The sequence below is a fragment of the Rhodothermales bacterium genome, from assembly GCA_041391505.1.
In the GTDB taxonomy this organism is placed as follows: Bacteria; Bacteroidota; Rhodothermia; order Rhodothermales; family JAHQVL01; genus JAWKNW01.
In genome coordinates this window covers 1-24,757 of the sequence record JAWKNW010000024.1, presented here as the reverse complement: position 1 = coordinate 24,757, position 24,757 = coordinate 1, and the positions used below count along the sequence as shown (strand labels likewise).

Genomic DNA, 24,757 nt, shown 5'->3' with positions numbered 1-24,757 from the left:
AAAGGCTGAACCGGCGAACGAAGTAACCATGCACACCCGCCTCGCTACCTGCGCCCTCCTTGTTGGACTGATGACCCTGCCCGCTTCGGCGCAGACGGGTCTCGCGTTCCTGCGCATCGGCGCGAACGCGTCGGCCGCTGCCATGGGGGATGCGCAGACGGCGAACACGCGCGATGCGTTTTCGACATACTGGAACCCCGCCGGCCTCGCCGGCCGCATCGGCAACTCGGTGGGCCTCTCGCACCACATCTGGATCGGCAGCACACGGACGTACTCGGCCGCCGGCCGCTTCCAGGCCGGCGAACAGAGCGGCTTCGGCGTCTTCGTGACGGCGATGGACAGCGGCGACCTCGAGGCCCGCGAATCGCCCGGCGCGGCCGACGGGTTCTTCAACGCGCAGTTCGTGAGTCTGGGGGGATCGTTTGCGCACGCGTTCGGGCCGCTGCGGCTCGGTGTGTCGGCCAAGTTTCTGTCCGAGCGCATCTTCACCAGTTCGGCCGAGGGTTATGCCTTCGATTTCGGAGCGCAGACGGAGCTGTTCGAGTCCGGCATCAAGCTCGGCGTGGCCTTGCTGCATCTGGGCGAGATGAACACCCTCAGCGCGGAAGCCACGGATCTGCCCACGACGCTGCGGGCCGGCGTCGCCGTCTATCCCTTCCGAGTCGTGACCATGACCGACAACGCGGTCCTGCTCAATGCGTACTTCACGGGGGAGGTCTCCCACGTGCTTCCCACCGAAACCACGCGCCTCCACGTGGGCGCCGCGGTGCAGGTGGAGGACCTGGTAATCATCCGCGCCGGCTATATCACCAACGACGAACTTCGGGGGGCCACGATCGGCGGTGGCATCGGAACGAGCGGACTGCTCCTGGACTATGCCTTCGTGCCCTTCGACGGCGGCTTCGGCGGGTCGGGGCACGTGCTCAGCATGCAGTACGCGTGGTAGGCGCGCGAGACCTTTTGGGTCTGGAAGACCCGAAAGGTCTGGTTGCGAAGATGAAATGTGCCTGTGCCGTGTTCGCGTGGTGCAACGTCCCATGACCTCTCTGGACATGCCCTGGGCGTCGACAGGAAGTGAAGGTGCTTGAAGCGTGGTCTACTTCCCCAACGCCGCAAACCCGTACGCATCCTCAGAGCTGTCGTTAGCTTCCGGCAGACGTATCGGAGGCATGGCACAACGTGGTGTTAGCCTCACCGTCGTCCTGTCATCGCGACCGTACGCGTCGGCGACAGCCGATGCGGGAAGCGGAGCGACCTCCCGAAGCCGTATCTGCGCCAATTTGAGGAGGTCCCTCCGCTTCAGTGCCAGCTGCCGCTGGCTCTTTCGGTCGGGATGACAAAACGAATCCCTCAAAACACCACTCGGCGTCAATTTTTCGAAACGATTGCAAGGAGGATGGCGATCTCCAAACATTCGCTCTTTATGAACTGAACAGAACATCTCAACGGTTTAGCCGGGTCTCTCAATTCCACCCGCAACCGTACGCTCTCCGACATCGTGGTGATTCACTGTCGTCCCATCGCGACCGTACGCGCGGCGACGCCGATGCGGGAGCGACGACCTCCGAAGGATCTGCGCCAATTTGAGAGTCCTCCGCGTGCCAGCGCCGCTGGCCTTTCGGTCGGGATGACAAAACAATCCCTAAACACCACTCGGCGTCAATTTTTCGAAACGATTGCAAGGAGGATGGCGATCTCCAAACATCCGCTCTTTATGAATTGAACAGAACAACTCAACGGTTTAGCCGGGTCTCTCAATTCCCCAACACCGCAATCCTGTACGCATCCTCAGAGCTGTCGTTAGCTCCCGGCAGACGTATCGGAGGCATGGCGCAGCGTGGTGTGAGCCTCACTGTCGCCCTGTCATCGCGACCGTACGCGTCGGCGACAGCCGAAGCGGGAGCGGAGCGACCTCCCGAAGCCGGATCTGCGCCAATTTGAGGAGGTCCCTCCGCTTCAGTGCCAGCTGCCGCTGGCCCTTTCGGTCGGGATGACAAAACGAATCCCTCAAAACACCACTCGGCGTCAACCTTTAGAAACGATTGCAAGGAGGATGGCGAACTCCAAACATCCGCTCTTTATGAATTGAACAGAACAACTCAACGGTTTAGCCGGGTCTCTCAATTCCCCAACACCGCAAACCCGTACGCTTCCAGCGACAGCAGGCCGGCAGCGTCGAACGGCTCGCCGAAGAGCGAGTGGTAGCCGGCGGCATCGACCTCATCCAGTGAAAGCGACCTGGCCTCATCCGACAGGTTAAATACCGCGACCACACGATCGTCGCCGAGGGCGCGGGAGAAGGCGTAGACGGACGAGTCGGGATGAGAAATGGTCGCGTAGTCGCCGTGCATCAGCGGGCGGTGGCGTTTGCGCAGGGCGATCAGCGCCCGGTAGAAGTGCCACAGCGAGCCCGGCTCGTTTTTCTGGGATGCGTAGGCGAGCTGCTCGATCTCCGGGGTGTTGAAGTAGGAGACATCCCACCAGGGGCCGGTGTCTTTTGCAAAGGCCGCGATGCCGGCGTCGTCCGGGTTTGGCGTCCAGGGGAAGGCGTCGCGGACGGGGATGTGGTTGCCGTCGTGCCCCCATTCGCCGACGAGGCCGGGGAGGCCCAGTTCCTGGCCGTAGTAGATCGACGGGATGCCGGGAAGCAGCATGGTCAGCGCGCCGCCGGCGCGAATCCGGCCTCGATCCCCCTCCATCGCGCTGGCCCAGCGCTCCATGTCGTGGTTTTCGATGAAGTTGATGAAGTACCGGTCCGGCGGGATTCGGCGCATCGTCTCTTCGACGGCGGCCTTGATCTTTGTGGCGTTGAGTGCGTCGCGGTCCGCCGGATCGATCCGGCCACCCATGTAGAGGGTCGGGGCGCCGGAGATCGCGAAGCGGATCGGAAAGCCGAACGCGGCGTTCGCGCCCGTCTTCGCCATCATGTCTTCGCCGAATTCCAGCCAATTGGACTGCTCGCCCACGATGAACAGGTTCGGGTTGATGCTGTAGACGCGATCCAGGATGGGCTTCCAGAACGCGGCGTACAGGTCGGTGAAGACGCCCTTGTGATCGAGGTCGTCCATGATGTGATCGAGCCGGAAGCCGTCGACGCCGTCGTCAAATTGCCCGTCGCCGTTCGGGTCGACCCAGTGCGCGAAGAAGTTCTGCTCCCAGGCGCGAACCATCGGGTTGTTGAGGTTCAGGAAGACGATGTTGAAGCGGACGTCGGGCCACGCGTTGAGGGTCATGAGCGAATCCCCGGGGCCGGCGAACATCTGCGCGGGGTGCGCATTCGCGTCGTCGAAATAGTAGATATAGTCGTCGTAGGGGGAGGTCGGATTCCTGTACGAGTCGTCGAACCAGCGATGTCCGTTGGCCGCGTACTGCGTCTCCATATCCATGATGAACTTCAGGCCGTTTTCGTGCACGGCACGGACGAAATCCAGGTAGTCGTCCATCGTCCCGAATTCGGGGTCGATGGCCTCGTAGTCGGTCGGGAAATAGTTGTGGTAGACGTTCGATTGATACAGCGGCATGAACAGGATGGCCGTGACGCCGAGCTCCTTGAGGTAGGGGAGTTTGACCTTGATGCCGTTCAGATCGCCATGCCGGTCGCCGTTCGAGTCATAAAAACTCCGCTGGCTGACGTGGTAGATGATCTCGTCCTGCCAGCCGGGTTCGTCGGCGTGGAGGTTGGAGCCGGCGGGCTCGCAGCCGGCGAGGAGGAGGGCGACGGCAAGCAGGGTAACGTAGCGCAAGATCGGAGCGGATCGGTTGAACGGAACACAGGGTATCAACGCGGCATGGCGACGAAAGAGCCGCATCACCCGCCGAGCCAGGTCGCGAACAGGTTGCGGAGCGCCTCGAGGCCGATGCCCGAGACGCCGGTGCGGGCCCGGAGCGTGCACCAGAAATCCAGCACGAACATCTGCACGGCATGGATGGGGACCGCGATCCAGAACGAGCGGCAGCGCCAGACGAGCGCGCCGAGGGCGATGCCGCCCAGGATGGAGAGGTAGGCTTCCGCGGTGGGTTTGGTCACGTGCAGCGCGGCGAACGGGATGGTCTGGACGAGGATCGCGTAGAGACCGAGCGTGTGCCGGGTGCCGAAGAGGATAAATCCGCGCCACAGATACTCCCAGCCGAACCAGTAAAAGAGAAAGAGGATCTCGTAGATAAAAAACTCGACCCAGTTGAAGGCCGCCGGCTGGTAGTGGGGATAACTGCGGATGAAGGCCGGATCGTTCGAGAGGATCCAGGTGCCGATCACGACGAAGGGCAGGTAGAGCAGGGCGAGGGTGGACGCCAGCCTCCAGTCGCCGAGGCCGAGGCCCATGTCGGTGGCGGACTGCCGGAAGAGAACGCGGAGAAACACGACGGGCAGGACAAAGCCGGTGATGCCCTGCATGCTGAACCACCAGCCCCAGCCAGCGAGTTGATGCCAGGTTTCGGGGAAAAAGTGCGGGGCGATGTCCTGCCGGAAAAGGGTCCGGCTTCCAAAGACGAACTGCGTCACCATCAGGACCGCCGCCGCCGTGAGCACGAAAAGCGTCTGCCGATCCAGTCCACGGACGGTGCTCACCAGCAGTCTGCCTTCGTTTCGTAACCGATCGAGCATGTTTTTGGGCTATGGGGCTGCAAGAAACAGCCGAAATATAGGGACATGGCCTATGTGCCAAAAACCCAGAGGGATACATCCAAAAAATTGAAACCGCGCGTAGCATAGCACAGTACCTTTTTGCGTAGATTTTTTACATTACGGTCCAGATACCGACACCCTCAAGCCCGGCACACGCCCATCGAACGGACGCGCCATATCTCCCGAACGGAAGGCTTCCAGTTTGGAAGCCTGATCGTGGTCATTGCCGTGGTGGTGATCTGGGTGAGTCTGCTGGGGCCGACCGGGCCGGCGGCTGACGCTCCCGCCGCCAGCCGGCAGGAGCAGGCCGAGGCGGATCCCTTCCAACTGGCGCTCGACAGCCTGTTCGCCGATTACGACCCCGAAGTGCTCGCCATGCTGAGCCCGGACTCGACCGGCGCGTCGGCCTGGGTCGATTCCATGATGGCCACGCTGACGCTCAACCAGAAGATCGGCCAGCTCTTCGTCGTCAACCTGCCGTCGCCCGGCTCGCGCAACGACCGCGCGCTGGAAGCGGTGGAAGATTACGCGGTCGGTGGATTCCTCGTCTCCCGCACGATGGAGCCCCGCGAGCTTTTCGAGGAGACGGGCCGCCTCCAGCGCGCTTCGGGGGTACCGCTCTTTTTCGCCGCCGATTACGAGCGCGGCGTGGGGCAGCATAACAACAACCTCACCGAATGGCCCTCGAACATGGGCCTCGGCGCCACGCGCGACCTCGTGTTCGCCGCCGCCGCCGGCCGACTGACGGCCATAGAAAGCCGGGCCGTAGGCGTCAATATGATCCTCGCGCCGGTGGTGGACGTCAACAACAATCCGCTCAATCCCATCATCAACATCCGGTCCTACGGCGAGGACCCGACGCTGGTGGGGGAGATGGCCACCTCGTTCGTCCGCGAGGCGCAGGCGCATGGCGTCCTGACCACCCTGAAGCATTTTCCGGGCCACGGCAATACGTCCATCGACACGCACAGTCGGATGGGCACGATCCCCGGCGACCGGCACGCGCTTGAAGCCGTCGAGCTCTTTCCCTACCGCTACGTGCTGAGCAAGCACGTCCAGCCGACGGCCGTCATGAGCGCGCATCTGTGGATTCCGGCCCTCGACGCCGAGCCGATCCCGGCCACGTTCAGCCGCAACGCGCTGCACAACCTGCTGCGGGATACGATGCAGTTTCACGGTCTGGTGATCACGGACGACGTGGCCATGGGGGCGCTGCAGAACGAATACACGCTGGCGGAACGCATCACGGCGCCGCTGCGCGCCGGCGCCGACATGGTGCTGACGCCGACCGGACTCGACGAGTCCGTCCGCAGCGTCCGCGAGGCCGTCCGCAAAGGCGAGCTGACCGAGGCGCAGATCGACGACTCGGTGCGGCGCATCCTGGCCGCGAAGGCCCGGGCCGGCCTGCACATCCGGCCGAGCCCCAACCGCGCGCTGTTTGAATACATCGTGGCGCTGCCGCGCGGGGAGCCGCTGGCGCAGCGCGCCGCCGACCACGCGGTCACGCTGCTCAAAAACGACGGCGTCCTGCCGTTCAAGGCCTCGAAACGCGTCCTCCTCGTGCAGCTGACCAATCGGGACAACTCGCCGAGCATCGGCGCGGCGATGGATCTGCTCGCCGACGAGCTGGGCACGCAGGTCGATGTCGTCGAACATCGGTACGGGCGCACCGTGTCCGGTTCGGACCGCCGCCGGCTCGAGTCGGACGCCGAATCGGCCGATGCGATCGTCTTCGCGCTGTACCTGCGGCTGGTCGCCGGCCGCGGCGACCCGGGGCTGTTTCCCGAACAGCAGGAACTCGTCAAAAGCCTGATGGAAAAACCGGGTCCGACGGCCATCGTGACGCTGGGCAATCCCTATGCGGTAACGCCGTTCGAAGAGGCGGACGCGCTGCTGATCGCCTACGAGCAGACCCTCGCCAGCGTCCGCAGCATCTCCCGCATCATGGGCGGCCGCCAGTCCGCCAACGGCCGGCTGCCGATCACGGTCGGCGCCTTCGCCTACGGCAGCGGCATCGACGTCTTTTCCCCGCCGGCGAGCGGCATCCGGCCCAACCAGGCGGGCGACTAATTGCCGTTCGCGCGTTGAACCCGTATTCGATCGTTCAACGCCACCACGCATGAAGCTCTTCTTCCAGCACTACGGCGAAGGTTTTCCGTTATTGATTCTGCACGGACTCCTCGGGGCCAGCGGCAACTGGCACTCCATGAGCCGAAACGTCTTCGGGCCGGCCTACTCGACCTACGCCATCGACCAGCGCAACCACGGGCGATCGCCCCATGTCGACGCGATGTCGTACCCGCTCATGGCGGAGGACATCGCGCGGTTCATGGACGACCAGGAGCTGGAACGCGCCCACCTGCTCGGGCACTCGATGGGCGGCAAGGTGGCGATGACCTTCGCGTTGACGTACCCCGACCGGGTCGAGCGGCTCGTCGTGGCCGACATCGCGCCGCGTGCCTATCCGCCGCATCATACCACGATCTTCGACGCCCTGAGCCGGCTCGATGTGAACGCGCTGGGCAGCAGGGCCGCCATCGACGAGGCGCTTGCCGCCGACATCCCGTCCTGGCCCGTCCGGCAGTTTCTGCTGAAGAACCTGGCCGCCGAAAGCGGGGGCGGTTTTACGTGGAAAATGAACCTGGATGCGCTCATTCGAAATTACGATGCGCTGAGCGCCGCCGTCCCCGAAAGCGGGATCTTTACAGGCAGTGCGCTATTCATACGCGGCGGAGCATCCGACTATGTGCGCGATGCGGATGAACAGGACATCTACCGTCTGTTCCCCTCGGCGGAGCTGCTCACCGTGCCCGGCGCCGGCCACTGGGTGCATGCCGAAGCGCCGGAAGCATTCGGCGAGGCTGTGATGGCATTTCTGGCGCGCTGACGCCGCCGCGCGCCCCTTATCGTTACCCAAACCGATCCCGCGAAACGCGCCATGAGCGATACGTTTCATCGATTGCACCACCTGCTGACCTCGCGAATCCTTGTGCTCGACGGTGCGATGGGCACCATGATCCAGTCGTACAAGCCGGCCGAGGAGGATTATCGCGGCGACCGTTTCGCCTCCCATCCCACACCGCTCAAAGGGAACAACGACCTCCTCGTTCTCACGCGACCGGACATGATCCGGAGCATCCATACGCAGTTTCTGGACGCCGGCGCCGATCTCATCGAGACGAATACCTTCAACGCGCTGTCCGTCGTCCAGGCCGACTACCGGATGGAGGATCTGGCGTACGAGATCAACGTCGCCGCCGCCCGCATCGCCCGGGAAGCGGCCGACGCCGCGACCGCGCGCACGCCCGAAAAGCCGCGTTTCGTGGCCGGCGCCATCGGGCCGGCTAACAAGTCGCTCTCGCTTTCCCCCGACGTCAACGATCCCGGCTTCCGCGCCATTTCGTTCGACGACCTGGCGGCAGCCTACCAGGAGCAGGTCGCCGGCCTGGTCGATGGCGGGGTCGACGTCCTGCTCGTCGAAACCGTGTTCGACACGCTCAACGCCAAGGCCGCGCTCGTCGCGATCCAGCGGCATGCGCGCGAGAGCGGCGTGGCGCTGCCGGTGATGATATCGGGCACGATCGTCGACCAGAGCGGCCGCACGCTCTCCGGCCAGACGCCCGAGGCGTTCTGGCTCTCCATCGCCCATACGCCCCGGCTGCTCAGCGTGGGGCTGAACTGCGCGCTCGGGTCGGCGCAGATGCGTCCGTTTATCGAGGCGCTGGCGCGTGTGGCGACGGTGCCGACGAGTCTGTACCCCAACGCCGGCCTGCCGAACGCGTTCGGGGGCTACGACGAGACGGCCGACTTTATGGCCGCGCAGGCGGAAGCCTATGCGCGCGAAGGCTTTGTCAACATCGTCGGCGGATGCTGCGGCACGACGCCGGCGCACATCCGCCGTCTGGCCGAAACCGTGGCCGACATCGCCCCGCGGACCGTGCCGGCCGTCCCGCCGCGGCTCCGGCTCAGCGGCCTCGAACCGCTGGAATTCCGGCCCGAAACCAACTTCGTCAACATCGGGGAGCGGACGAACGTCACGGGCTCCCGCCGGTTCGCCCGCCTGATCAAGGACGGACTGTTCGACGAGGCGCTCGCCGTGGCGCGGCAGCAGGTCGAGAACGGCGCGCAGATGATCGACATCAACATGGACGAGGCCATGCTCGACAGCGAGGCCTCGATGGTCCATTTTCTCCACCTGATCGCGACGGAGCCGGACATCGCGCGGGTGCCCATCGTCCTCGATTCGTCGAAGTGGAGCGTGATCGAAGCCGGCCTCAAGTGCATCCAGGGCAAGGGCGTCATCAACTCGATCAGTCTGAAAGAGGGCGAAAAGACGTTTCTCGAACACGCCCGCGCGGCGCGGATGTATGGCGCGGCGGTGATCGTGATGGCGTTCGACGAGGCCGGCCAGGCCGACACGCTCGAACGGCGCATCGCGATCTGCCAGCGCGCGTACCGGCTGCTCACGGAGGACGTCGGGATGCCGCCCGAAGACATCATCTTCGACCCGAACATCTTTGCCGTCGCCACGGGCATTGAAGCGCACAACCGGTACGCCATCGATTTTATCGAGTGCGTGCGCTGGATCAAGCGTCATCTCCCGTACACGCACGTCTCGGGCGGCGTGAGCAACATCTCGTTTTCGTTTCGGGGGCAGGATGAGGTGCGCGAGGCGATGCACGCCGCATTCCTCTATCACGCCATCCAGGCCGGCATGGACATGGGCATCGTGAACGCCGGCCAGCTCGCCATCTACGAAGAGATCGATCCCGAACTGCGCGAGCGCGTCGAAGACGTGCTGTTCGATCGCCGGCCCGACGCCACGGAGCGGCTCGTCACGTTCGCCGGCACCCTGGGCGATCGCCCCGAGGAGACCGCGCAGGAAGCCGCGTGGCGGCAAGGGCCCGTCGACGAGCGCCTCAAACATGCACTGGTGAAGGGCATCGTCGATTTCGTCGAGGCCGACACGGAAGAGGCGCGCCGGCATTACCCCTCGCCGCTCGACATCATCGAGGGGCCGCTGATGGCCGGGATGAACGTGGTGGGCGACCTTTTCGGGGCCGGCAAGATGTTTTTGCCCCAGGTCGTCAAAAGCGCGCGGGTGATGAAGAAGGCCGTCGCTTACCTGGTCCCGTTTATCGAGGCGGCGAACGCCGGCCGGCCCGCCGAGCGCAAGAAAAAAGTGCTCATGGCCACCGTCAAGGGGGACGTGCACGACATCGGCAAGAACATCGTCGGCGTGGTCCTCGCGTGCAACAATTACGATGTGGTGGACCTCGGCGTGATGGTGCCGGCGGACATCATCCTCGACCGCGCCGTGGCCGAGAACGCCGATGTGATCGGCCTCAGCGGGCTCATCACGCCGTCGCTGGATGAGATGACGCATGTCGCCGGCGAGATGGAGCGCCGCGGGATGACGCAGCCCCTGTTGATCGGCGGAGCGACGACGTCGCGCGTCCACACCGCCGTGAAGATCGCGCCCCGGTACGGGGGGGCCGTCGTGCACGTGCTCGACGCCTCGCGGAGCGTCGGCGTGGTCTCGCAGCTCCTGTCCGACGACATGCGCGGCGCGTTCGTCGCCGGCATCGAGGACGAATACGAGGCCGTGCGCGAGGCGCACCAGCACCGCACGGCGACGGCCGACTACCTGTCGCTGGAAGCCGCCCGGGCCAACGCGCCGGTCATCGACTGGCCGGCCGCGCCCATCGTGCCGCCGGCGCAGCCCGGCATCCACGCGCTCCGGCATATCGATCTGGATGCCATCCGTCCGTTTATCGACTGGTCGCCGTTTTTCTCGGCCTGGGAGCTGAAGGGCAAATACCCGCAGCTGCTCGACGACCCGGAAGTGGGCCCGGAGGCCCGCCGGCTGCTGGACGACGCCGAACGGCTGCTGGATGCGCTGATCCGGGATCGAAAGGTGGCGATCCACGCCGTCTTCGGTCTGTTTCCCGCGGCGAGCACTGGCGACGACATCGAAATCTTCGGCGACGCGGCGCGCGCGACGCCGGCGGCGCGCCTGCACATGCTCCGCCAGCAGACGCGCAAAACGCCCGGCCGGCCCAACCGCGCATTGTCGGATTATATCGCCCCGGCCGACTCGGGCCGGCAGGACTACATCGGCCTGTTCGCCGTCACGGCGGGCGACGGCGTGGAGGCCCTCGCGGCGGCCTACGACGCGGCGAACGATGTCTACAACAGCATCATGGTGAAGGCCCTGGCGGACCGGCTCGCCGAGGCGGCCACGGAATGGCTCCACCGGGAAGTTCGCCTCACCTACTGGGGCTATGCGGCGGACGAGGTCCTGGCGAACGAGGAACTGATCCGGGAGGCGTACCAGGGCATCCGCCCGGCGCCCGGCTACCCGGCGTGCCCCGATCACACCGAAAAACAGACGATCTGGTCGCTGCTCGACGTGGAGCGCCACACCGGCATCGAGCTGACGGAGAGCCTGGCGATGCGGCCGGCGGCGTCGATCTGCGGGATCTACTTCGCGCATCCGGAAGCGCGCTATTTCAACGTGGGGCAGATCGCGCGGGATCAGGTCGAGGACTATGCCCGCCGCAAGGCGATGCCGCTCGCGGAGATGGAGCGCTGGCTGGCGCCGCGCCTGGGCTACGATCCGGAGGTGCCGGCGGCGATCGGGGTGTCCGGCGCCGCGGAATAGGCGGCGTTCTCCGGAGCGACCATCCTGCAACTCCGGCGCAAACGGCCGTACACGGAGGAATCATTGCGTGATCGAGCGGATTCGCGTAACCTTCAGGCGATCCGCGCCATCGAGTCCACCCACCATGCCATCATCCGCCGAAACGCCCCCCTCGCCCCACACCCTGCGCGCACTGGCGCGCGACGGCGTGATCGACGCCGAGACCCTCGAACGCGCCCTCGTGCTGATCCGGGTCCTGCCGGATCGTAGCGCGTGGCGGCGCATCATCGAGCGGACCCTGCTCGCGCTCGGCGTAGTGCTCGTCCTCGCCGGCGTCGTCGTCTTTTTTGCCTATAACTGGGACGACCTGTTGCCGCGCTACAAGTTCGCGCTGGTGGTTGCGGGCCTGTTGGGCAGCGTGTGGACCGCCTGGATCTGCTGGGGGAAACCCGTCGGTCACGCGGCCTCGATCGCGGCGAGTGTGCTGGTCGGCGTCTGGCTGGGAGTGTACGGCCAGGTCTATCCCACCGGCTCGCCCTGGTATCTGCTGTTCGGGCTGTGGCTCGTCCTGATCCTGGGATGGACGGTGGCGAGCCGGTTTGCCGGCAACTGGATCCTCGCGATCGCCCTCGCAAATGCGACGTGGGTGAGTTACAGCACGGAGGGGATGGTGGCCTTCAACAAGGCGTTGCCGTTCGTCGGCGTTGTCCTGATCACCGGCGCGGCGCTGGTCGTGTGGGAGGCAGGCATCCAGCGGGGCGCTTCGTGGCTGGCCCCGCGCTGGGCGCCCCGCGTGCTGGGCGCGGCGCTGCTGTTCGCGACCGTATCACCGTCGCTCGACGCCATATTCGATGTCTTCAGCCATGGGGCGCTCCAGGTGGTGGCCGTCGTGCTGCTGGCGGTGGTCTGCGCCGGCATGACCTGGTATTACCGGCGCGTGCGCCCCGATCCGATGATGATTGCCGCGGTATTTATGGCGCTCATCGCGGTAGGCGCTTCGGCGATCGTTCGCGCGTTCGATGCGTCGTTCTGGGGCTTCCTGGTCGCCGCGATCGCGGTGCTGGGCGGTTCCACGCTCGCTGCCGGATGGTTGCGCAAACAGACGATCGGGAAGGAGGCGAACGGGGCATGAGCGAGCGGCAACCTCTCGATTCCAGGTCGACCTGGGGCGATCTGACGGTCGCCCTGGCGGCGGAAGGCTATATCGACGCGGCAGGCATCGAACGGGTGGGCGCGGCGCTGTCCGAGCGGACGGAGGAGGCGCCGGCGCCGTGGTATGTAGTCGCGCTGGTGTCGGCGAGCGCGTGGATCGCGAGCCTGCTGATCCTGTTTTTTTTGATCGCGGTGGACTGGGTCGACGAAGGCCCCGAGTTTCTGGTCGCCGGCCTCGTCCTGATGGCGGTGGCGGTGCTGCTGGGCCATGTGGGCCGGCCCATGTTCCTGCAACAGCTCGGGGTCGCGCTGGGGCTGGCCGGCCAGGCCTGCGCGGCGGTCGGCGTCTATCAGATCTGGGAGAATCCGGAATGGACGTGGGCGTCGCTGGCCGGCGTGGCGGCGCTGCTTTTTTTCATCCATCCCAGCCCCATCCACCGGCTGCTGAGCGTGCTGGTCGCGGTGTTTGGTCTCGCCGCCCTGATCGCGGCATCGGAGCAGCACGCGCTTCTGCATGTCCTGGTGCTCGGGATGGCGCTGGGCGCCGTGTACCTCTGGGAGCACGAATCGCCCCTCGCCGCGCGGGGCGTCGCCCGGCTCGCCCAGCCTCTCGCGCTGGGGCTCACGCTCGGGCTGCCGGCCCTGCTGTTCGTCGCGCAGATCGAGCCCATCTACACGGTGCAGCGCATCTGGGTCTCGTCGGCCGGCCTCGCGATCGGCCTGCTCTACGTGGTGCGGCGCGTGGCTCCGCGGCCGGCGCTGGGCTTCGCCGTGCTGTTTGCCTTTTTTGCGTTCGATCACCCCGGTCTCATCGCCTCGCTGCTGCTGACGATGCTCGCCTACGGCCGCGGCAAACGGGCGCTGGCGGCGTTTCTGCTCGCGGCGTTTGTGGCCCAGGTGGGGTATATCGTCTACGAGATCGATATGAACCTGCTCGACCGCTCCCTGCTGCTCATGGGCAGCGGTCTGGTGCTCCTGGCCATGCGCGGCGTGCTGCGGCTCTACCGGGCGCCCGAAACCGATGAGGAGGCGACGCCATGAGACGAAGATCGCCGGCGCGCTGGCAAACATGGACCTTTTTCACGGCGACGATGCTGGCGCTGGCCGTTCCGTCCCTGCTCATCGTGCAGGGAGAGCGCATGCTGCGCTACGGCGAGCCGATGCTGCTGCCGCTCGATGTCAGCGGAGACAAGATGATCATCCAGGGCCGGTACGTCCGGCTCAGCTACCCGTTGCTTACGGGCTTCGCGGCCGGGGAGCCGGCGCCGCCGCGCTCCGGGCTGCTCGCGGTGAAACTCGACAGCAACCGAGTGGGTACGGAGGTTCGCTACTTCGGCGAAGGCGATGAACTTTCGCCGCAAGAGCGTATCTTGCGGTATCGTACCTGCGTGGATCACCTCTGCGTCGGGGCCGAAGCCTTTTTTATCGAACAGGACCAGGCCGACTATTACCGGCAGGCCCGGTATGCCGAACTCCGCGTCGGATCCCGGGGGCAGGTGCTGCTTGCCGGCGTACGCGACAGCGCGCGAAATCCGCTGCCGGGTCCGCCCTGAGCCTGTTCTTCAGCCATTACGTTTCATCACTGCCATGCATTCATTATTCCAGGTCGAATCCCCGCGTCACGCTATTGTCGATGCCCTGCGTCAGGAACGCGCTTCGGCGTTTGTTCAGGCGGCCGGCATCGTCGGTTTTGCGCTGCTGACCGCGCTGGGCGCACAGGCGCGTATCTACATCTGGGAAGTGCCGTTCACCCTGCAGTCGCTCGCCATCTACGGCAGCGGACTCTATCTCGGATGGCGCGGGGGGCTGCTGTCGCAGCTGCTTTATCTCGCGATCGGCATGGTGTTTCCGGTGTTCGCCGGCGAAGGATATGGCTTTGCCTACCTCGCAAGCGCGGCGTCGGCCGGCTACCTGATCGGCGCGCCGCTGGCCGCCGCCGTCGTGGGGCGCGCCTCGCGGCACTGGAACACGCTGTCCGGCAGCACGATCGCGATGCTGCTCGGGTCGCTCACCCTGTTCGCCTTCGGCGTGACGTGGCTCCATTACGCGGCGAACCACGCGACGTGGAGCGAGTCGATCGTGAAGGGATGGCTTTCGTTCCTGCCGGTCGACCTCGCCAAGATCCTCTTCGTCAGTCTCGTCTACACCGGCACCCGCCGCTTCTGGCCCGAGCGCCCTGTGCGCTGAGCACCCTGGCGGGGGAGGAACCATCCCCGCCGTCACGACGATAGAACCTAGCACGAAAGGGCATTCCATGGGATGCCCTTTCGCTTTGTAAATGGCTCTATGTTACACGAAATGGGTTTCAGGTTGGATAGAAAGGATTTCGATCGTAGCCGTCACCTCCCGATTGCGTCGGAGGCAAGCCGTCGTGATCGGGTCTTTGGTATTGTATTAGGTGTGACGAGGCGAATACGTCATCCTCGCGAAAGCGGGGATCCATGCAAGACTGTTTGGTTGCTTGGATCCCCAATCGAGTTGGGGATGACGAGGGGAGGCGTAGTACCCGCATTTGATTCGAGGATGACCGCACTCCGTCGCTACTGGGCTCTCCGTCCGGCCCTCATGGCCATATTACTTCATCTGCTCGTCGCCGGGCTGTCCACCCTGTCCGTGCACGCCCAGTCCCGCGGCGGCACGATCCTCGACGACCCGCGCGTTCGCGAACTGGGCAAGATCGGCCTGGAGCATCTGTACAACATGGAAAAGGAGGAGGCGAACGCGGCCTTCCTCCAGATCGAGGCGCTGTATCCCGATCATCCCGTCGGCCCCTTCCTCAAAGGGCTGAACATCTGGTGGGACATCATGATCGATCTCACCTCGACGGAATACGACGATGCGTTTTTCCATGAAATGGACGTGGTCATCGACCGATCGAACCGGATGCTCAAGCGAGACCGGGACGACTTCGACGCCATCTTCTTCAAAGGCGCCGCGCACGGCTTCAGCGGCCGGCTCAAGTCGAACCGCGGTCAGTGGATGAAGGCCGCGCTCGACGGTAAAAACGCGCTCGACTACGTGATGAAGATCGCCGAGAAGGACCCATCGAACGCCGACTACGTGTTCGGCAAAGGGATCTACGACTATTTTTCGGTGGTCATCCCGCGGCAGTACCCGATGGTGCGGCCGTTCACCCTGTTCATGCCAAAGGGCGACATCGACCGGGGGCTCGCCGAACTGCGGCGCACGATGGACGAGGGGTATTTTATCCGCACCGAGGCGGCGTATTTCCTTCTGCAGATCTATTACGGTTACGAGGAGGACTACAAGCACAGTCTGGAATACATCCAGTGGCTGCGGAAGGAGCATCCCAGGAACTCCTTTTTCCACGCGTTCGAGGGCCGCGTGTACGTTCGCTGGGGGCGGTGGCGCCAGGCGGCGGAGATCATGGAGGACGTGGTGCGGCGCTACGACGCCGGCGAGCCGGGGTACAGCGACGCCATCGCCGAGCAGGCCTTTTATTACCTCGGCCGCAGCCAGATGGCCTATCGCGAATACGACGCCGCCCTCGCATCCTTCGAGCGGCTCGAACGGATACTCGACCGCGATGGCGTGCCGTCGGGCTTCAAGGTGCTCGGCTACCTGCGGCTCGGGATGATAAACGACGCCCTCAAGAACCGGAGCCGCGCTGAGGCATACTACCGTCAGGTCCTCAAGCTCGATGACTGGGCCGGCGCGCACGACCGCGCTGAGGAATACCTTAAAAAGCCGTATCAGGGCTGAAGGATTAGCGAATAGCGATTAAAGAGTAGCGATTGGTGAGGGATGCTTGCCAGCCTCCAATCGCCAATCGTTATTCGCTAATCCCTAATCGCTAATCGTTTTCGCTAATCGCATGTACATCCGCTACACCGCCTGGGACGACGAACGACACGGCGAGCAGCTGCCGGCGTTTGATCGGCTGATGGATATCTTCCAGCAGCTCCTGCAGCATACCGCCGGCGATGCCCGCGAGGCGCTGAACTGGCTGACTCAGCTCGACCGGAAGTACGGGCTGACGGACGAGTCGATGGGCATCGGCGATTTTATCGAAGAGATGAAGCGACGCGGCTTTCTGGAAGAGGGCGAACAGGGCGTGCCGCGCATCACGGCGCGCATGGAGCGCTCGATCCGCTCCCGCTCGCTCGAAGAGGTGTTCCGCCAGCTGCGCAAGGGCGGACGCGGAGACCACAAGACGCCGCACGTGGGCCGGGGCGACGAACGGATGCCCGAAACCCGCAACTGGCAGTTCGGCGACGACGTCAGCCTGATCGACGTGAGCGGGACGCTCGCCAACACCTTCAAGCGCTGCGGCGCCGGCGACTGGAATCTGTCCGAAGACGATTTCCAGGTCTACGAAACCGACTTCCAGACCAGCATGGCGACGGTCCTGATGATCGACCTGTCGCACTCGATGGTGCTCTACGGCGAGGACCGCATCACGCCGGCGCGCAAGACCGCCATGGCGCTGTCCGAACTCATCCTCACCCGCTACCCCAAGGACACGCTGGATATCGTGGCGTTCGGCAACGAGGCGTGGGAGGTGTCGATCAAGGATCTGCCGTATCTCAACGTGGGTCCGTATTACACGAACACCCGGTCCGGCCTGCAGCGGGCGCGCGACATCCTGCGCCGGCGGAAGAACCGCAACAAGCAGATCTTCATGATCACCGACGGCAAGCCGAGCTGTCACATCGAATACGGCCGGATGTACCGGAACGCGTTCGGGCTGGACCGGCGGATCGTCAACAAGGTGCTCGACGAGGCAGTCGTGTGCCGGCGGGAGGGGATCGCCATCACCACGTTCATGATCGCGAGGGATCCGTACCTCCAGAATTTTGTGCGCGAGTTAACAGAAGCGAATCAGGGCCGGGCGTATTATGCGAGCCTGGATAACCTCGGGGAATTTCTCTTCGAGGATTTTATCCGCAACAGGCGTAAACGCATGCGGTGACGGATGTCCGGCATTCAACCCAACAAACGGCTCGGCCAGCACTTTCTTCACGACCGTAACCTCCAGCTCAAGATCGTCCATGCCCTGCGCGCCGACGCCGGCGCGCGCGTGGTGGAGATCGGACCCGGCACCGGTGCGCTCACGACGCACCTCGCCGAGCGCTTCGAGCGGTTCCTCGCCATCGAGGTGGATGAACGCGCGGTGGCCTATCTGGACGAGACCCTCCCCGGCGTCGATGTGCGGCATGTCGATGTGCTGAAGGTCGACTGGCCGGCGGTGGCGGCGGAAGGAGCGGGGCCGCTCCATGTGATCGGCAACCTGCCGTACAACATCACCAGTCCCATCGTTTTCGACCTGCTGGACCACGATGCGCTGTTCGCGGAGGCCGTGCTGATGATGCAGCGCGAAGTCGCCGAACGGCTCGTGGCCGGCCCGGGGAGCAAGACGTACGGGATCCTCAGCGTGCTCGTCCAGCTCCAGGCCGACGCCGAACTCCTGTTTAATGTGTCGAGGAACGTCTTCTTCCCGAAACCTGATGTGGAGAGTTCGGTTGTTCGATTGACCTTCCGGCGCCACGAGGCGCTCGCCGCCGGCGACGAGGTGTCGTTTTTGCGCACCGTCGTGCGGACGGCCTTCAACCAGCGGCGGAAGACCCTGCGCAACAGCCTGCGCGCCCTGACATCGGCCCGCGGCGTTGAACTGCCCGAATCGGTCGCCGGCCTCCGGCCCGAAACCCTGTCGCCGGCCGACTTCGTCGCGCTGGCGCGTCATCTAGCTCCTGTCATCCATGAATGAGGACCGAAAACATGGCGAATCCCGTGATGGACGACAATCGAGACCGAAAGGGTAGCTCGCTGGAAGTCGACGACGAACTCGTCGACGACATCTCCGCGCTGCTGCGGGCGGACGACCGTGGCATGCTGAATAACCTGATCGCGGACCTCCACCCCGCCGATCTGGCCAACCTCATCTCGCACCTCGCCGAGGAAGACGCCCAGCTCCTGTTCGACCACCTGCCCGTCGAAGTGGGCGGCGACGTCCTGGCCGAACTCGACAGCGACATCCGGACCGGCCTGCTCGAGGAATCGCGCCCCGGCCGCATCTCGGAGCTGCTCGATAACCTCGACACCGACGATGCGACGGACATCCTCGCCGACCTGCCCGACGAGATGGCCGAGCAGGTGCTCCACGGGCTGGAGGATGCGCACCACGTTCGTGAACTGCTGGCGTACGACGAGGAGTCCGCCGGCGGCATCATGCAGCGCGAGTACGTGCCGGCGCTGCATTCGTGGACCGTGGCGCAGGTGACCGAAGAGGTGCGCCGGCTCGCCGAACACATCGAGCCGATCTACGCGGTGTACGTCGTCGATGAGGAGGGCCACCTCGAAGGCGTCGTGTCGCTCAAGCAGCTCCTGCTCTCGCCCGCGAACGCGCGGATCGACGCGCTGATGAAGACCGACTTCGAGGCGGTGACCACCGAACTCGACCAGGAGGAAGTCGCCCGCATCATGGAACGGTACGACCTCGTGGTGCTCCCCGTCGTCGACGCCGAGGGCCGCCTGATCGGGCGCATCACGATCGACGACGTGGTCGACGTCATCCGCGAGGAGGCCGAGGAAGACATCCAGCTGATGAGCGGCGTGACGGGCGGCCTCGAACGGACCGACTCCGTTTTGCGGATTTCGCGCGGCCGGCTGCCCTGGCTGATGGCCGGCCTGCTCGGCGCCGGCTTCTCGGGGATGGTGATCGGCAGCTTCGAGCACGCGCTGGAGGCCGCCGTGGTGCTGGCCTCGTTTTTACCGATTATGATGTCGACGGCCGGCAACGTGGGGATACAAAGCTCCGCCATCATCGTGCAGGGCCTCGCCTCGGGGGACGTGTGGACGAGCGACGTCATTCGCCGGCTGGGGAAGGAGTCGACCGCGGCGCTGATCAACGGGCTTTGTCTGGCGTCCCTCGTGGCCGGCGCGATCATGATTTTACCCCACCTCGTCGATAGCTTCGCCGCCACCGTCTCCGACCCCGTCCACCTCGCCATGACGACCGGCCTGTCCCTCATCTGCATCGTCATGTTCGCGACGATGATCGGCACCTTCGTCCCCCTCCTCCTCGATAAATTCGGCATCGACCCCGCGCTGGCGGCGGGGCCGTTTATCACGACGCTGAACGATATCCTGGGGCTCACCGTCTACTTCCTGATCGCGACGCTTATTTATCTGTAAGTGGTCTTAAGCACTCATGCGCGCCTGTCATACTGAACGCCTTGAAGAAACGAGCGAAGTGACTAATGGAAGGTAATCTGACTGAAAGGCGACCCATGCCGTTGTCGCCGGGCGTAGCGCCTTGGATTGATGCTTCGCCGGGCTCGGTATGAAGATGTGGTATGCTTCCATACTTTTCAACTGCGCGCCACTGAAGTATGCGAGTCCGAGGCGATAGGTGGTTTTGGATAGGAGCCTCGCGACTTCCGCCTTGCCACGCAGGGCTGGAACAAGCGATAACGCCGGCGTATCACATGTTCACACATCATGTTGGGGCCTGCACCCCGGCATGACGGGGGTGAAACCGATGGAGTAATGTGCTATGAACGTGCTGCTCTGGGTTCTGCAAGTGCTCGCCGCGCTCATTTTTGGCTCGTCGGCGGTCATGAAAATCTTCATGTTCGATACGGTCAGTCAGGACGTAGCTTCCTTCGGCGCGTTGCCCCGGGAGGTCTGGATGGGGCTGGGCATACTGGAGCTCGTTTGCGTCGTAGGTCTGATCGTCCCCAGCGCACTGCGGTGGCAGCCGCAACTTACCGTCCTGGCCGCATCACTCTTGGCCGCCGAAACGCTGGTCTTCGTGTTCGTGCACCTCAAGTACTACGAGATCTCGCCCATCGTGATGAGTGTTGCGCTTGGCCTGCTCATGGCCTTCGTGGCGTATGGCCGGCATGTCCTCCGGCCGATCCTCCCCTAGGCGCATCCTCGCGCATCGGTTTACCGCATCCCTGCGGCCTGATCCGGGAACGTGCATGCGACACAACGTCGACCGGTCTCATCCTTCGTCCAGTAGCATACACCAGTACCGCGGCACCCGCCGCCGGTTGACCCCAAGATCGCTGTGACCCACGCGACTTTTGCTGCGGATCGTCAACGTGCTGCCGGCCCCATCGGCCTACACGCCCACCAGCACATCGGCCGTAAAAAACACCGCTCGGCGCCATCCTGAAGCCCTCTCTCCGGCATTTGCGCTGACTGAAGGCCTGCTTTACCCCTGTCTTATAGATTGTTTTGAAGCCATGTCGGGGTCGGTGCGAAAGCCCTGAGAAGCAGAAACGGATCTGGCTCGGACTAATCCAGTTCTTCATATACAGCAATAACATGAAGAGAACATTCGGCAAAGCCATGCTTCTGGCATTTGTTATTAGCATTATGCTATTTCACTACGCATCAAATGCACAATCAGGCCAGATTGAGAGTGATATTGTGTTGTTACTATCATCTCCTGATGGGGTATATTATCCAGACACACCCACATCAGACGCCCTAAAAAGGATGCTGTCAGATCCAGATGGGTATGTGGATAAAATAAGTGAAAAGATTGTTTTACCGGCCAACTTAATAGAGTACCCGGAGACAATGCAGGCAGGTAGATACGAGGGGTTATTACTGTTGCTAGAGGCCATCAATACTGAGGCATCAAAAGTTATATTGCGGCGAGTATATCTTGACACTGCGACGGATCACGCTACGCTGAATCAAGCATATCGCGAATTGACTAAGGATACGCCTGTTGAATTTACCGAAGAAGTTGAAACGTTGAGAGCAGCAACTGCTGCAGCCTGGCAACTACAGGTTGCGACATTGCAGATCATGGGTAGAATTGGTGATGGCTCGGAACTGAAGAACGCACTCGATAGATATGAAAGCGAGTATTATAGTGTAAAGCCATTTATTGAGGGATATAGTCGAAATATATTGGGAGTATTTCCTCCTTCAGAAGTTAATATACCTTTAAATGGTAGCTATTTAATGATTGGATTACCACTTCAACCACCTTCTAGCAACTATAAAACCATATTTGATGAAATATTACTTGAGCAACCTCCGTTTGTATGGTCAGGTGTGGCCTATGTAAGCCAAGAGGAGTTGGAGATGGGTAAAGGCTATTGGGCCTGGTCACGGACCGCGGGCAATCAGACCGTAATAGGTACCGTAGTAGAAGTTATAACATTAGATCTTGGTGAAGGATGGAATCTGGTGGCTGGGCCGAGCTGTGAATTCGACATCTCATCAATTGACGACCCAGGGGGAATCATCGAGGGAGAAGGCAATGAATTGATATTCGGTTGGGATGGACAATACGTTAATCCTACTTCGTTCGAGCAGGGTAAAGGGTATTGGGTAAAGACCATAGCCAGCGGGCAGGTTACGCTGGATTGTTCGGCGGCTCCTGGTAAGAGACAACGCGCGTTTGCGGCATTCCGCCCTGAAGAGAATGGATTTACATCTCTTGTCCTGCGCGATAGGACCGGGAAAAGTCGGATGCTGTTTATGGGAGGAAACCTACCAACTCAGCACCGGCATTCACACGCCTTGCCGCCCATTCCTCCTGTGCCCGATAGCTTCGATGCACGATATACACTTGGCAGCGATCTAGTCGAGGGGAGTCTTGGTACTGTGGTGATACAGTCCAGCGCATATCCGGTAACGATTGAAACGGCCGGTATTGGTCAAGGCCAGGCGATGATAGTGGAAGAAATGGCAAATGGCCAAGTGGTGGCGACTCGAACCATTGGGCCGGGGACGTCTTTCGAAATAACAAATCCGGCGGTGAATGCCCTCAGGATCCGTATTCAATAAAGGTATTATGATGACGTGGTCTCCCCTTTTTATTGCAATGGTATTCACTGTGCAGGCCTATGGTCAGGAAAGCGCCAAGAAAGCAGGTGAAGCCTACCTCATTCCGTTCGCGACTGAGGGCAACCAGATGAGCTTTCCGTGGTGAACAGCGGATCTCGAACATCGGAGCGTGTTGCCGTGAGGGTAGAGCAAGCACCTTCGTGGTTGAGGCTGGATGAAAGAGAAAGTGCTATTTCATCGATAGCATCAGGAGGGGAGGGGCTTTTAGATTTTCTTTCTCGATAGATCGAAGTGCTCCTATTCGTGCTACGGAGCACCTCTCGTTTGGGGTTTTTACAGATAGCGGAGCGCGGATTGGATCCCGGGTCATCGAGTTGCAGGTCGAGGCGCCCAGGAAGATAATACTCGACCAGAATTATCCGAACCCATTTAACCCGTCCACAACGATCGGATCGGATCTGCCGCAGGATGGGGTGATCGATCTGCGAGTCTTCGATATCATTGGCCGCGAGGTAGTCATTCTCGCTGACGGGGAGCATGCGGCCGGGCATCACGAAGTGACGTGGAAGGAAATAATGTTGTCAAGTGTGCCGGCATTGGAGCGCTTCACTAATGACAGAGCATACTCGAACATCTCCCTCGGGATGACCAAGAGGCGGACGCATAATAGAATCCTCGCCGGCTTTTCAACGCGCCACGCCCTCAGGCCGATAGATATTCTGCACCGCCGATAGCGCCGGGTTGTCACGCTCCTGAGCCAGGTCGTAGCCTGTCTGCATATTGGTCCACAACTCGGGGCTGGTGTCGAAGGCGATGGAGAGCCGCCACGCCATCAGCGGGCTTACGCCGGAACGCTCGTTGACCAGTTCGGAGAGCGCTTTCCGAGTTACTCCGATTTTTTCGGCGGCCGTCGTAATGCTCAGGCCCAGAGGCTGGAGGTATTCTTCCCGCAGTATTTCACCCGGGTGGACTGGATTACGCATCCGCATGGTCGTATCGCTTGTTGTCAGTGGTAATCGATATAATCGACATCCCAGGCGTGTCCTTCATCGAAACGAAACGTCACGCGCCAGTTGCCGCTCACTTTAACTGCCCAGAAACCTTTCAGATCGCCTTTCAGCGCATGTAGTCCCCAGCCTGGGGCGTTCATGTCCTCGATACGTTGTGCAAATTCCAGCTGCGTCAGTATGCGTCGGAGTCGGGCGACGTGCTCCTGATTGACGCGGGAACGGTCGTCCTCCTCGAACAGACGTTTTAATCCCTTATGTCGGAAGGACTGTATCAAGCTGGGGAGCGTTGTGCTGGGATATACCGAATGTAACCCGTAACGTTTCGGGTGTCAATCGGCTTTTTATTTCGATTCACTTGCTTTCAATATGCTCCAGAACCGCCTGACCCGCCGCGCATTCACACCCAGGTCGCTGTGCCCTACCCGGCTGGCGCTGCGGATTGTCAGGGTGCTGCCGGCGGAGTCGGGCGCTACGGCGACATGCACGTCGTCCAGGAAAATCACGACCCGGAAGACGGCGTGGAACGCGCCCTCGTCGGTGACTTCGATCGAGCCGGGGCCCATCGCCTCCAGCGCGGCGCGGGCCCGGGCGCGGAGGGTGTCCGGCGCGACGGGGAAACTGGCGGATTCCCGGGCGCAGTTCGGCGTCTCGGGACAGGGGGGCACGGGATCGGACATCGCTTGCGCGAAGAGGAGGCTGAAAACGAAAAAGCCGGCGGCTGCGAGGCGCAGCGCCGGCCTTCCTGAAAAGGGTAACGGGATCAAGCTCACGTCCCCATCACGTTGGTGTCGTTATACTTCGACGGGCACTTCACCAGGATATGCTCGGCGGCGAAGACATCGCCCTTGATCTTGCCTTCGATCACCAGCTTTTCGGCGTCCTCGAAGTTGGCCGGCTTCGGGTTCGGGTACTCGACCTTCAGCAGGGTGCCGTTTTCATCCCGCATGTGGAACGTGAACGTGTTCGTCTGCGGGTCGTAGTTGATCGGATGGTCGTTCGCCCACGTGCCCACCACGTGCGCCGACGAACCCGAGGCCTGGGCCTCCTGGAAATCCATGTAGCCGCCCACCGAGCTGCCGAAGTTCATGAACAGCACCCCGACGAATACAATGCCGAGGGCGAGTGCGAGGATGTTTTTTATTTTCATGGTCCTGTGCAGGATCGTGATCGTGGTGTCGACGCCCGGTTCAAGGCGGTATCGTAATGAATGCCGGCTGGTCAGCTTCGTTCCTTGAGGGCCTTCTCCAGTCGGGTCAATTTGCGGTCGCTCCGGATGAGAAACAATGAGATTCCCGCCCAGATGATCAGGACGACCGCGAGTACGACGAACAGTTTGTCTTCGGCAAGCATAAAGCGCTCCGAGCCTACGGGCCCACGTTCAGGAATTTGCTGGATCGCCCAGGTGCTGTCGTACGCGGTGTGGATCGCGTCGTCCGCCTGGCCGGCTTCCTGCGGCGCTTCCTGGAATATCGGATGGATGGTCATAAAACGGTAGAGCTATGGGTGCTTCGGGCGCCGGCCATTGGCGCATCAGCCATGATCCTGCAGGTG

Annotated in this window: 22 protein-coding genes; 14 read left to right on the top strand and 8 right to left on the bottom strand. The window is 62.7% G+C overall.

Annotated features, from left to right (window positions below; translation table 11 throughout):
* The first annotated feature begins 28 nt into the window (after positions 1 to 28).
* Complete coding sequence (locus R2834_18995) at positions 29 to 946, top strand: PorV/PorQ family protein (protein MEZ4702428.1); 918 nt, start codon at positions 29 to 31, stop codon at positions 944 to 946.
* 1,174 nt (positions 947 to 2,120) lie between these two features.
* Here R2834_18995 and R2834_18990 read toward each other — a convergent pair.
* Positions 2,121 to 3,743 (bottom strand): alpha-amylase family glycosyl hydrolase, encoded by a 1,623-nt coding sequence (locus R2834_18990; GenBank protein MEZ4702427.1) that lies wholly within the window; start codon positions 3,741 to 3,743, stop codon positions 2,121 to 2,123.
* Positions 3,744 to 3,808: 65 nt separating this feature from the next.
* On the bottom strand, positions 3,809 to 4,603 hold the full coding sequence (locus R2834_18985; protein MEZ4702426.1) for a CPBP family intramembrane glutamic endopeptidase: 795 nt from the start codon (positions 4,601 to 4,603) through the stop codon (positions 3,809 to 3,811).
* A gap of 237 nt (positions 4,604 to 4,840) precedes the next feature.
* Here R2834_18985 and R2834_18980 point away from each other — a divergent pair, with 237 nt between their 5' ends.
* From R2834_18980 to R2834_18925, 12 genes are all read left to right on the top strand, one after another.
* A complete protein-coding gene (locus R2834_18980) occupies positions 4,841 to 6,694 on the top strand; it encodes a glycoside hydrolase family 3 N-terminal domain-containing protein (protein MEZ4702425.1) in 1,854 nt (617 codons plus the stop codon).
* Between the two features lie 49 nt (positions 6,695 to 6,743).
* Positions 6,744 to 7,511: an alpha/beta fold hydrolase gene (locus R2834_18975; protein MEZ4702424.1), complete on the top strand. Its 768-nt coding sequence runs from the start codon at positions 6,744 to 6,746 to the stop codon at positions 7,509 to 7,511.
* Positions 7,512 to 7,562: 51 nt separating this feature from the next.
* Positions 7,563 to 11,288: a methionine synthase gene (gene metH / locus R2834_18970; GenBank protein MEZ4702423.1), complete on the top strand. Its 3,726-nt coding sequence runs from the start codon at positions 7,563 to 7,565 to the stop codon at positions 11,286 to 11,288.
* Between the two features lie 124 nt (positions 11,289 to 11,412).
* On the top strand, positions 11,413 to 12,399 hold the full coding sequence (locus R2834_18965; protein ID MEZ4702422.1) for a DUF2157 domain-containing protein: 987 nt from the start codon (positions 11,413 to 11,415) through the stop codon (positions 12,397 to 12,399).
* Positions 12,396 to 13,460, top strand: coding sequence for a DUF4401 domain-containing protein (locus tag R2834_18960; GenBank protein ID MEZ4702421.1), 1,065 nt, complete (start codon positions 12,396 to 12,398; stop codon positions 13,458 to 13,460). The genes R2834_18965 and R2834_18960 overlap by 4 nt, the downstream gene beginning before the upstream one ends.
* Positions 13,457 to 13,972 carry a GDYXXLXY domain-containing protein gene (locus R2834_18955; GenBank protein MEZ4702420.1) on the top strand — a complete coding sequence of 172 codons (516 nt, stop codon included), beginning with the start codon at positions 13,457 to 13,459 and terminating at the stop codon, positions 13,970 to 13,972. Before R2834_18960 ends, R2834_18955 begins: the two co-directional genes overlap by 4 nt.
* Before the next feature lie 34 nt (positions 13,973 to 14,006).
* Positions 14,007 to 14,606: a biotin transporter BioY gene (locus R2834_18950; protein ID MEZ4702419.1), complete on the top strand. Its 600-nt coding sequence runs from the start codon at positions 14,007 to 14,009 to the stop codon at positions 14,604 to 14,606.
* Positions 14,607 to 14,984: 378 nt separating this feature from the next.
* Positions 14,985 to 16,142, top strand: coding sequence for a hypothetical protein (locus tag R2834_18945; GenBank protein MEZ4702418.1), 1,158 nt, complete (start codon positions 14,985 to 14,987; stop codon positions 16,140 to 16,142).
* Between the two features lie 112 nt (positions 16,143 to 16,254).
* Positions 16,255 to 17,352, top strand: a complete 1,098-nt coding sequence (locus R2834_18940; protein MEZ4702417.1) for a VWA domain-containing protein — start codon at positions 16,255 to 16,257, stop codon at positions 17,350 to 17,352.
* 3 nt (positions 17,353 to 17,355) lie between these two features.
* Positions 17,356 to 18,147 carry a 16S rRNA (adenine(1518)-N(6)/adenine(1519)-N(6))-dimethyltransferase RsmA gene (gene rsmA / locus R2834_18935; GenBank protein ID MEZ4702416.1) on the top strand — a complete coding sequence of 264 codons (792 nt, stop codon included), beginning with the start codon at positions 17,356 to 17,358 and terminating at the stop codon, positions 18,145 to 18,147.
* An 11-nt stretch (positions 18,148 to 18,158) separates the two neighbouring features.
* Positions 18,159 to 19,574 (top strand): magnesium transporter, encoded by a 1,416-nt coding sequence (mgtE, locus tag R2834_18930; GenBank protein MEZ4702415.1) that lies wholly within the window; start codon positions 18,159 to 18,161, stop codon positions 19,572 to 19,574.
* Positions 19,575 to 19,935: 361 nt separating this feature from the next.
* Positions 19,936 to 20,310: a DoxX family protein gene (locus tag R2834_18925; GenBank protein ID MEZ4702414.1), complete on the top strand. Its 375-nt coding sequence runs from the start codon at positions 19,936 to 19,938 to the stop codon at positions 20,308 to 20,310.
* 78 nt (positions 20,311 to 20,388) lie between these two features.
* Here R2834_18925 and R2834_18920 read toward each other — a convergent pair whose 3' ends face one another.
* Positions 20,389 to 20,487 (bottom strand): DUF1499 domain-containing protein, encoded by a 99-nt coding sequence (locus R2834_18920; GenBank protein ID MEZ4702413.1) that lies wholly within the window; start codon positions 20,485 to 20,487, stop codon positions 20,389 to 20,391.
* A gap of 227 nt (positions 20,488 to 20,714) precedes the next feature.
* Here R2834_18920 and R2834_18915 point away from each other — a divergent pair, with 227 nt between their 5' ends.
* Complete coding sequence (locus R2834_18915) at positions 20,715 to 22,196, top strand: hypothetical protein (protein ID MEZ4702412.1); 1,482 nt, start codon at positions 20,715 to 20,717, stop codon at positions 22,194 to 22,196.
* A 686-nt stretch (positions 22,197 to 22,882) separates the two neighbouring features.
* Here the strand turns inward: R2834_18915 and R2834_18910 are convergent.
* From R2834_18910 to R2834_18890, 5 genes are all read right to left on the bottom strand, one after another.
* A complete protein-coding gene (locus tag R2834_18910) occupies positions 22,883 to 23,179 on the bottom strand; it encodes a HigA family addiction module antitoxin (GenBank protein ID MEZ4702411.1) in 297 nt (98 codons plus the stop codon).
* 23 nt (positions 23,180 to 23,202) lie between these two features.
* Positions 23,203 to 23,481: a type II toxin-antitoxin system RelE/ParE family toxin gene (locus tag R2834_18905; protein ID MEZ4702410.1), complete on the bottom strand. Its 279-nt coding sequence runs from the start codon at positions 23,479 to 23,481 to the stop codon at positions 23,203 to 23,205.
* A gap of 66 nt (positions 23,482 to 23,547) precedes the next feature.
* Positions 23,548 to 23,871 (bottom strand): DUF1499 domain-containing protein, encoded by a 324-nt coding sequence (locus R2834_18900; GenBank protein MEZ4702409.1) that lies wholly within the window; start codon positions 23,869 to 23,871, stop codon positions 23,548 to 23,550.
* Between the two features lie 101 nt (positions 23,872 to 23,972).
* Entirely contained in the window at positions 23,973 to 24,353 is a 381-nt protein-coding gene (locus R2834_18895) for a cytochrome c maturation protein CcmE (protein MEZ4702408.1), read from the bottom strand.
* Positions 24,354 to 24,424: 71 nt separating this feature from the next.
* Positions 24,425 to 24,691, bottom strand: coding sequence for a CcmD family protein (locus R2834_18890; GenBank protein ID MEZ4702407.1), 267 nt, complete (start codon positions 24,689 to 24,691; stop codon positions 24,425 to 24,427).
* Between the last annotated feature and the right edge of the window lie 66 nt (positions 24,692 to 24,757).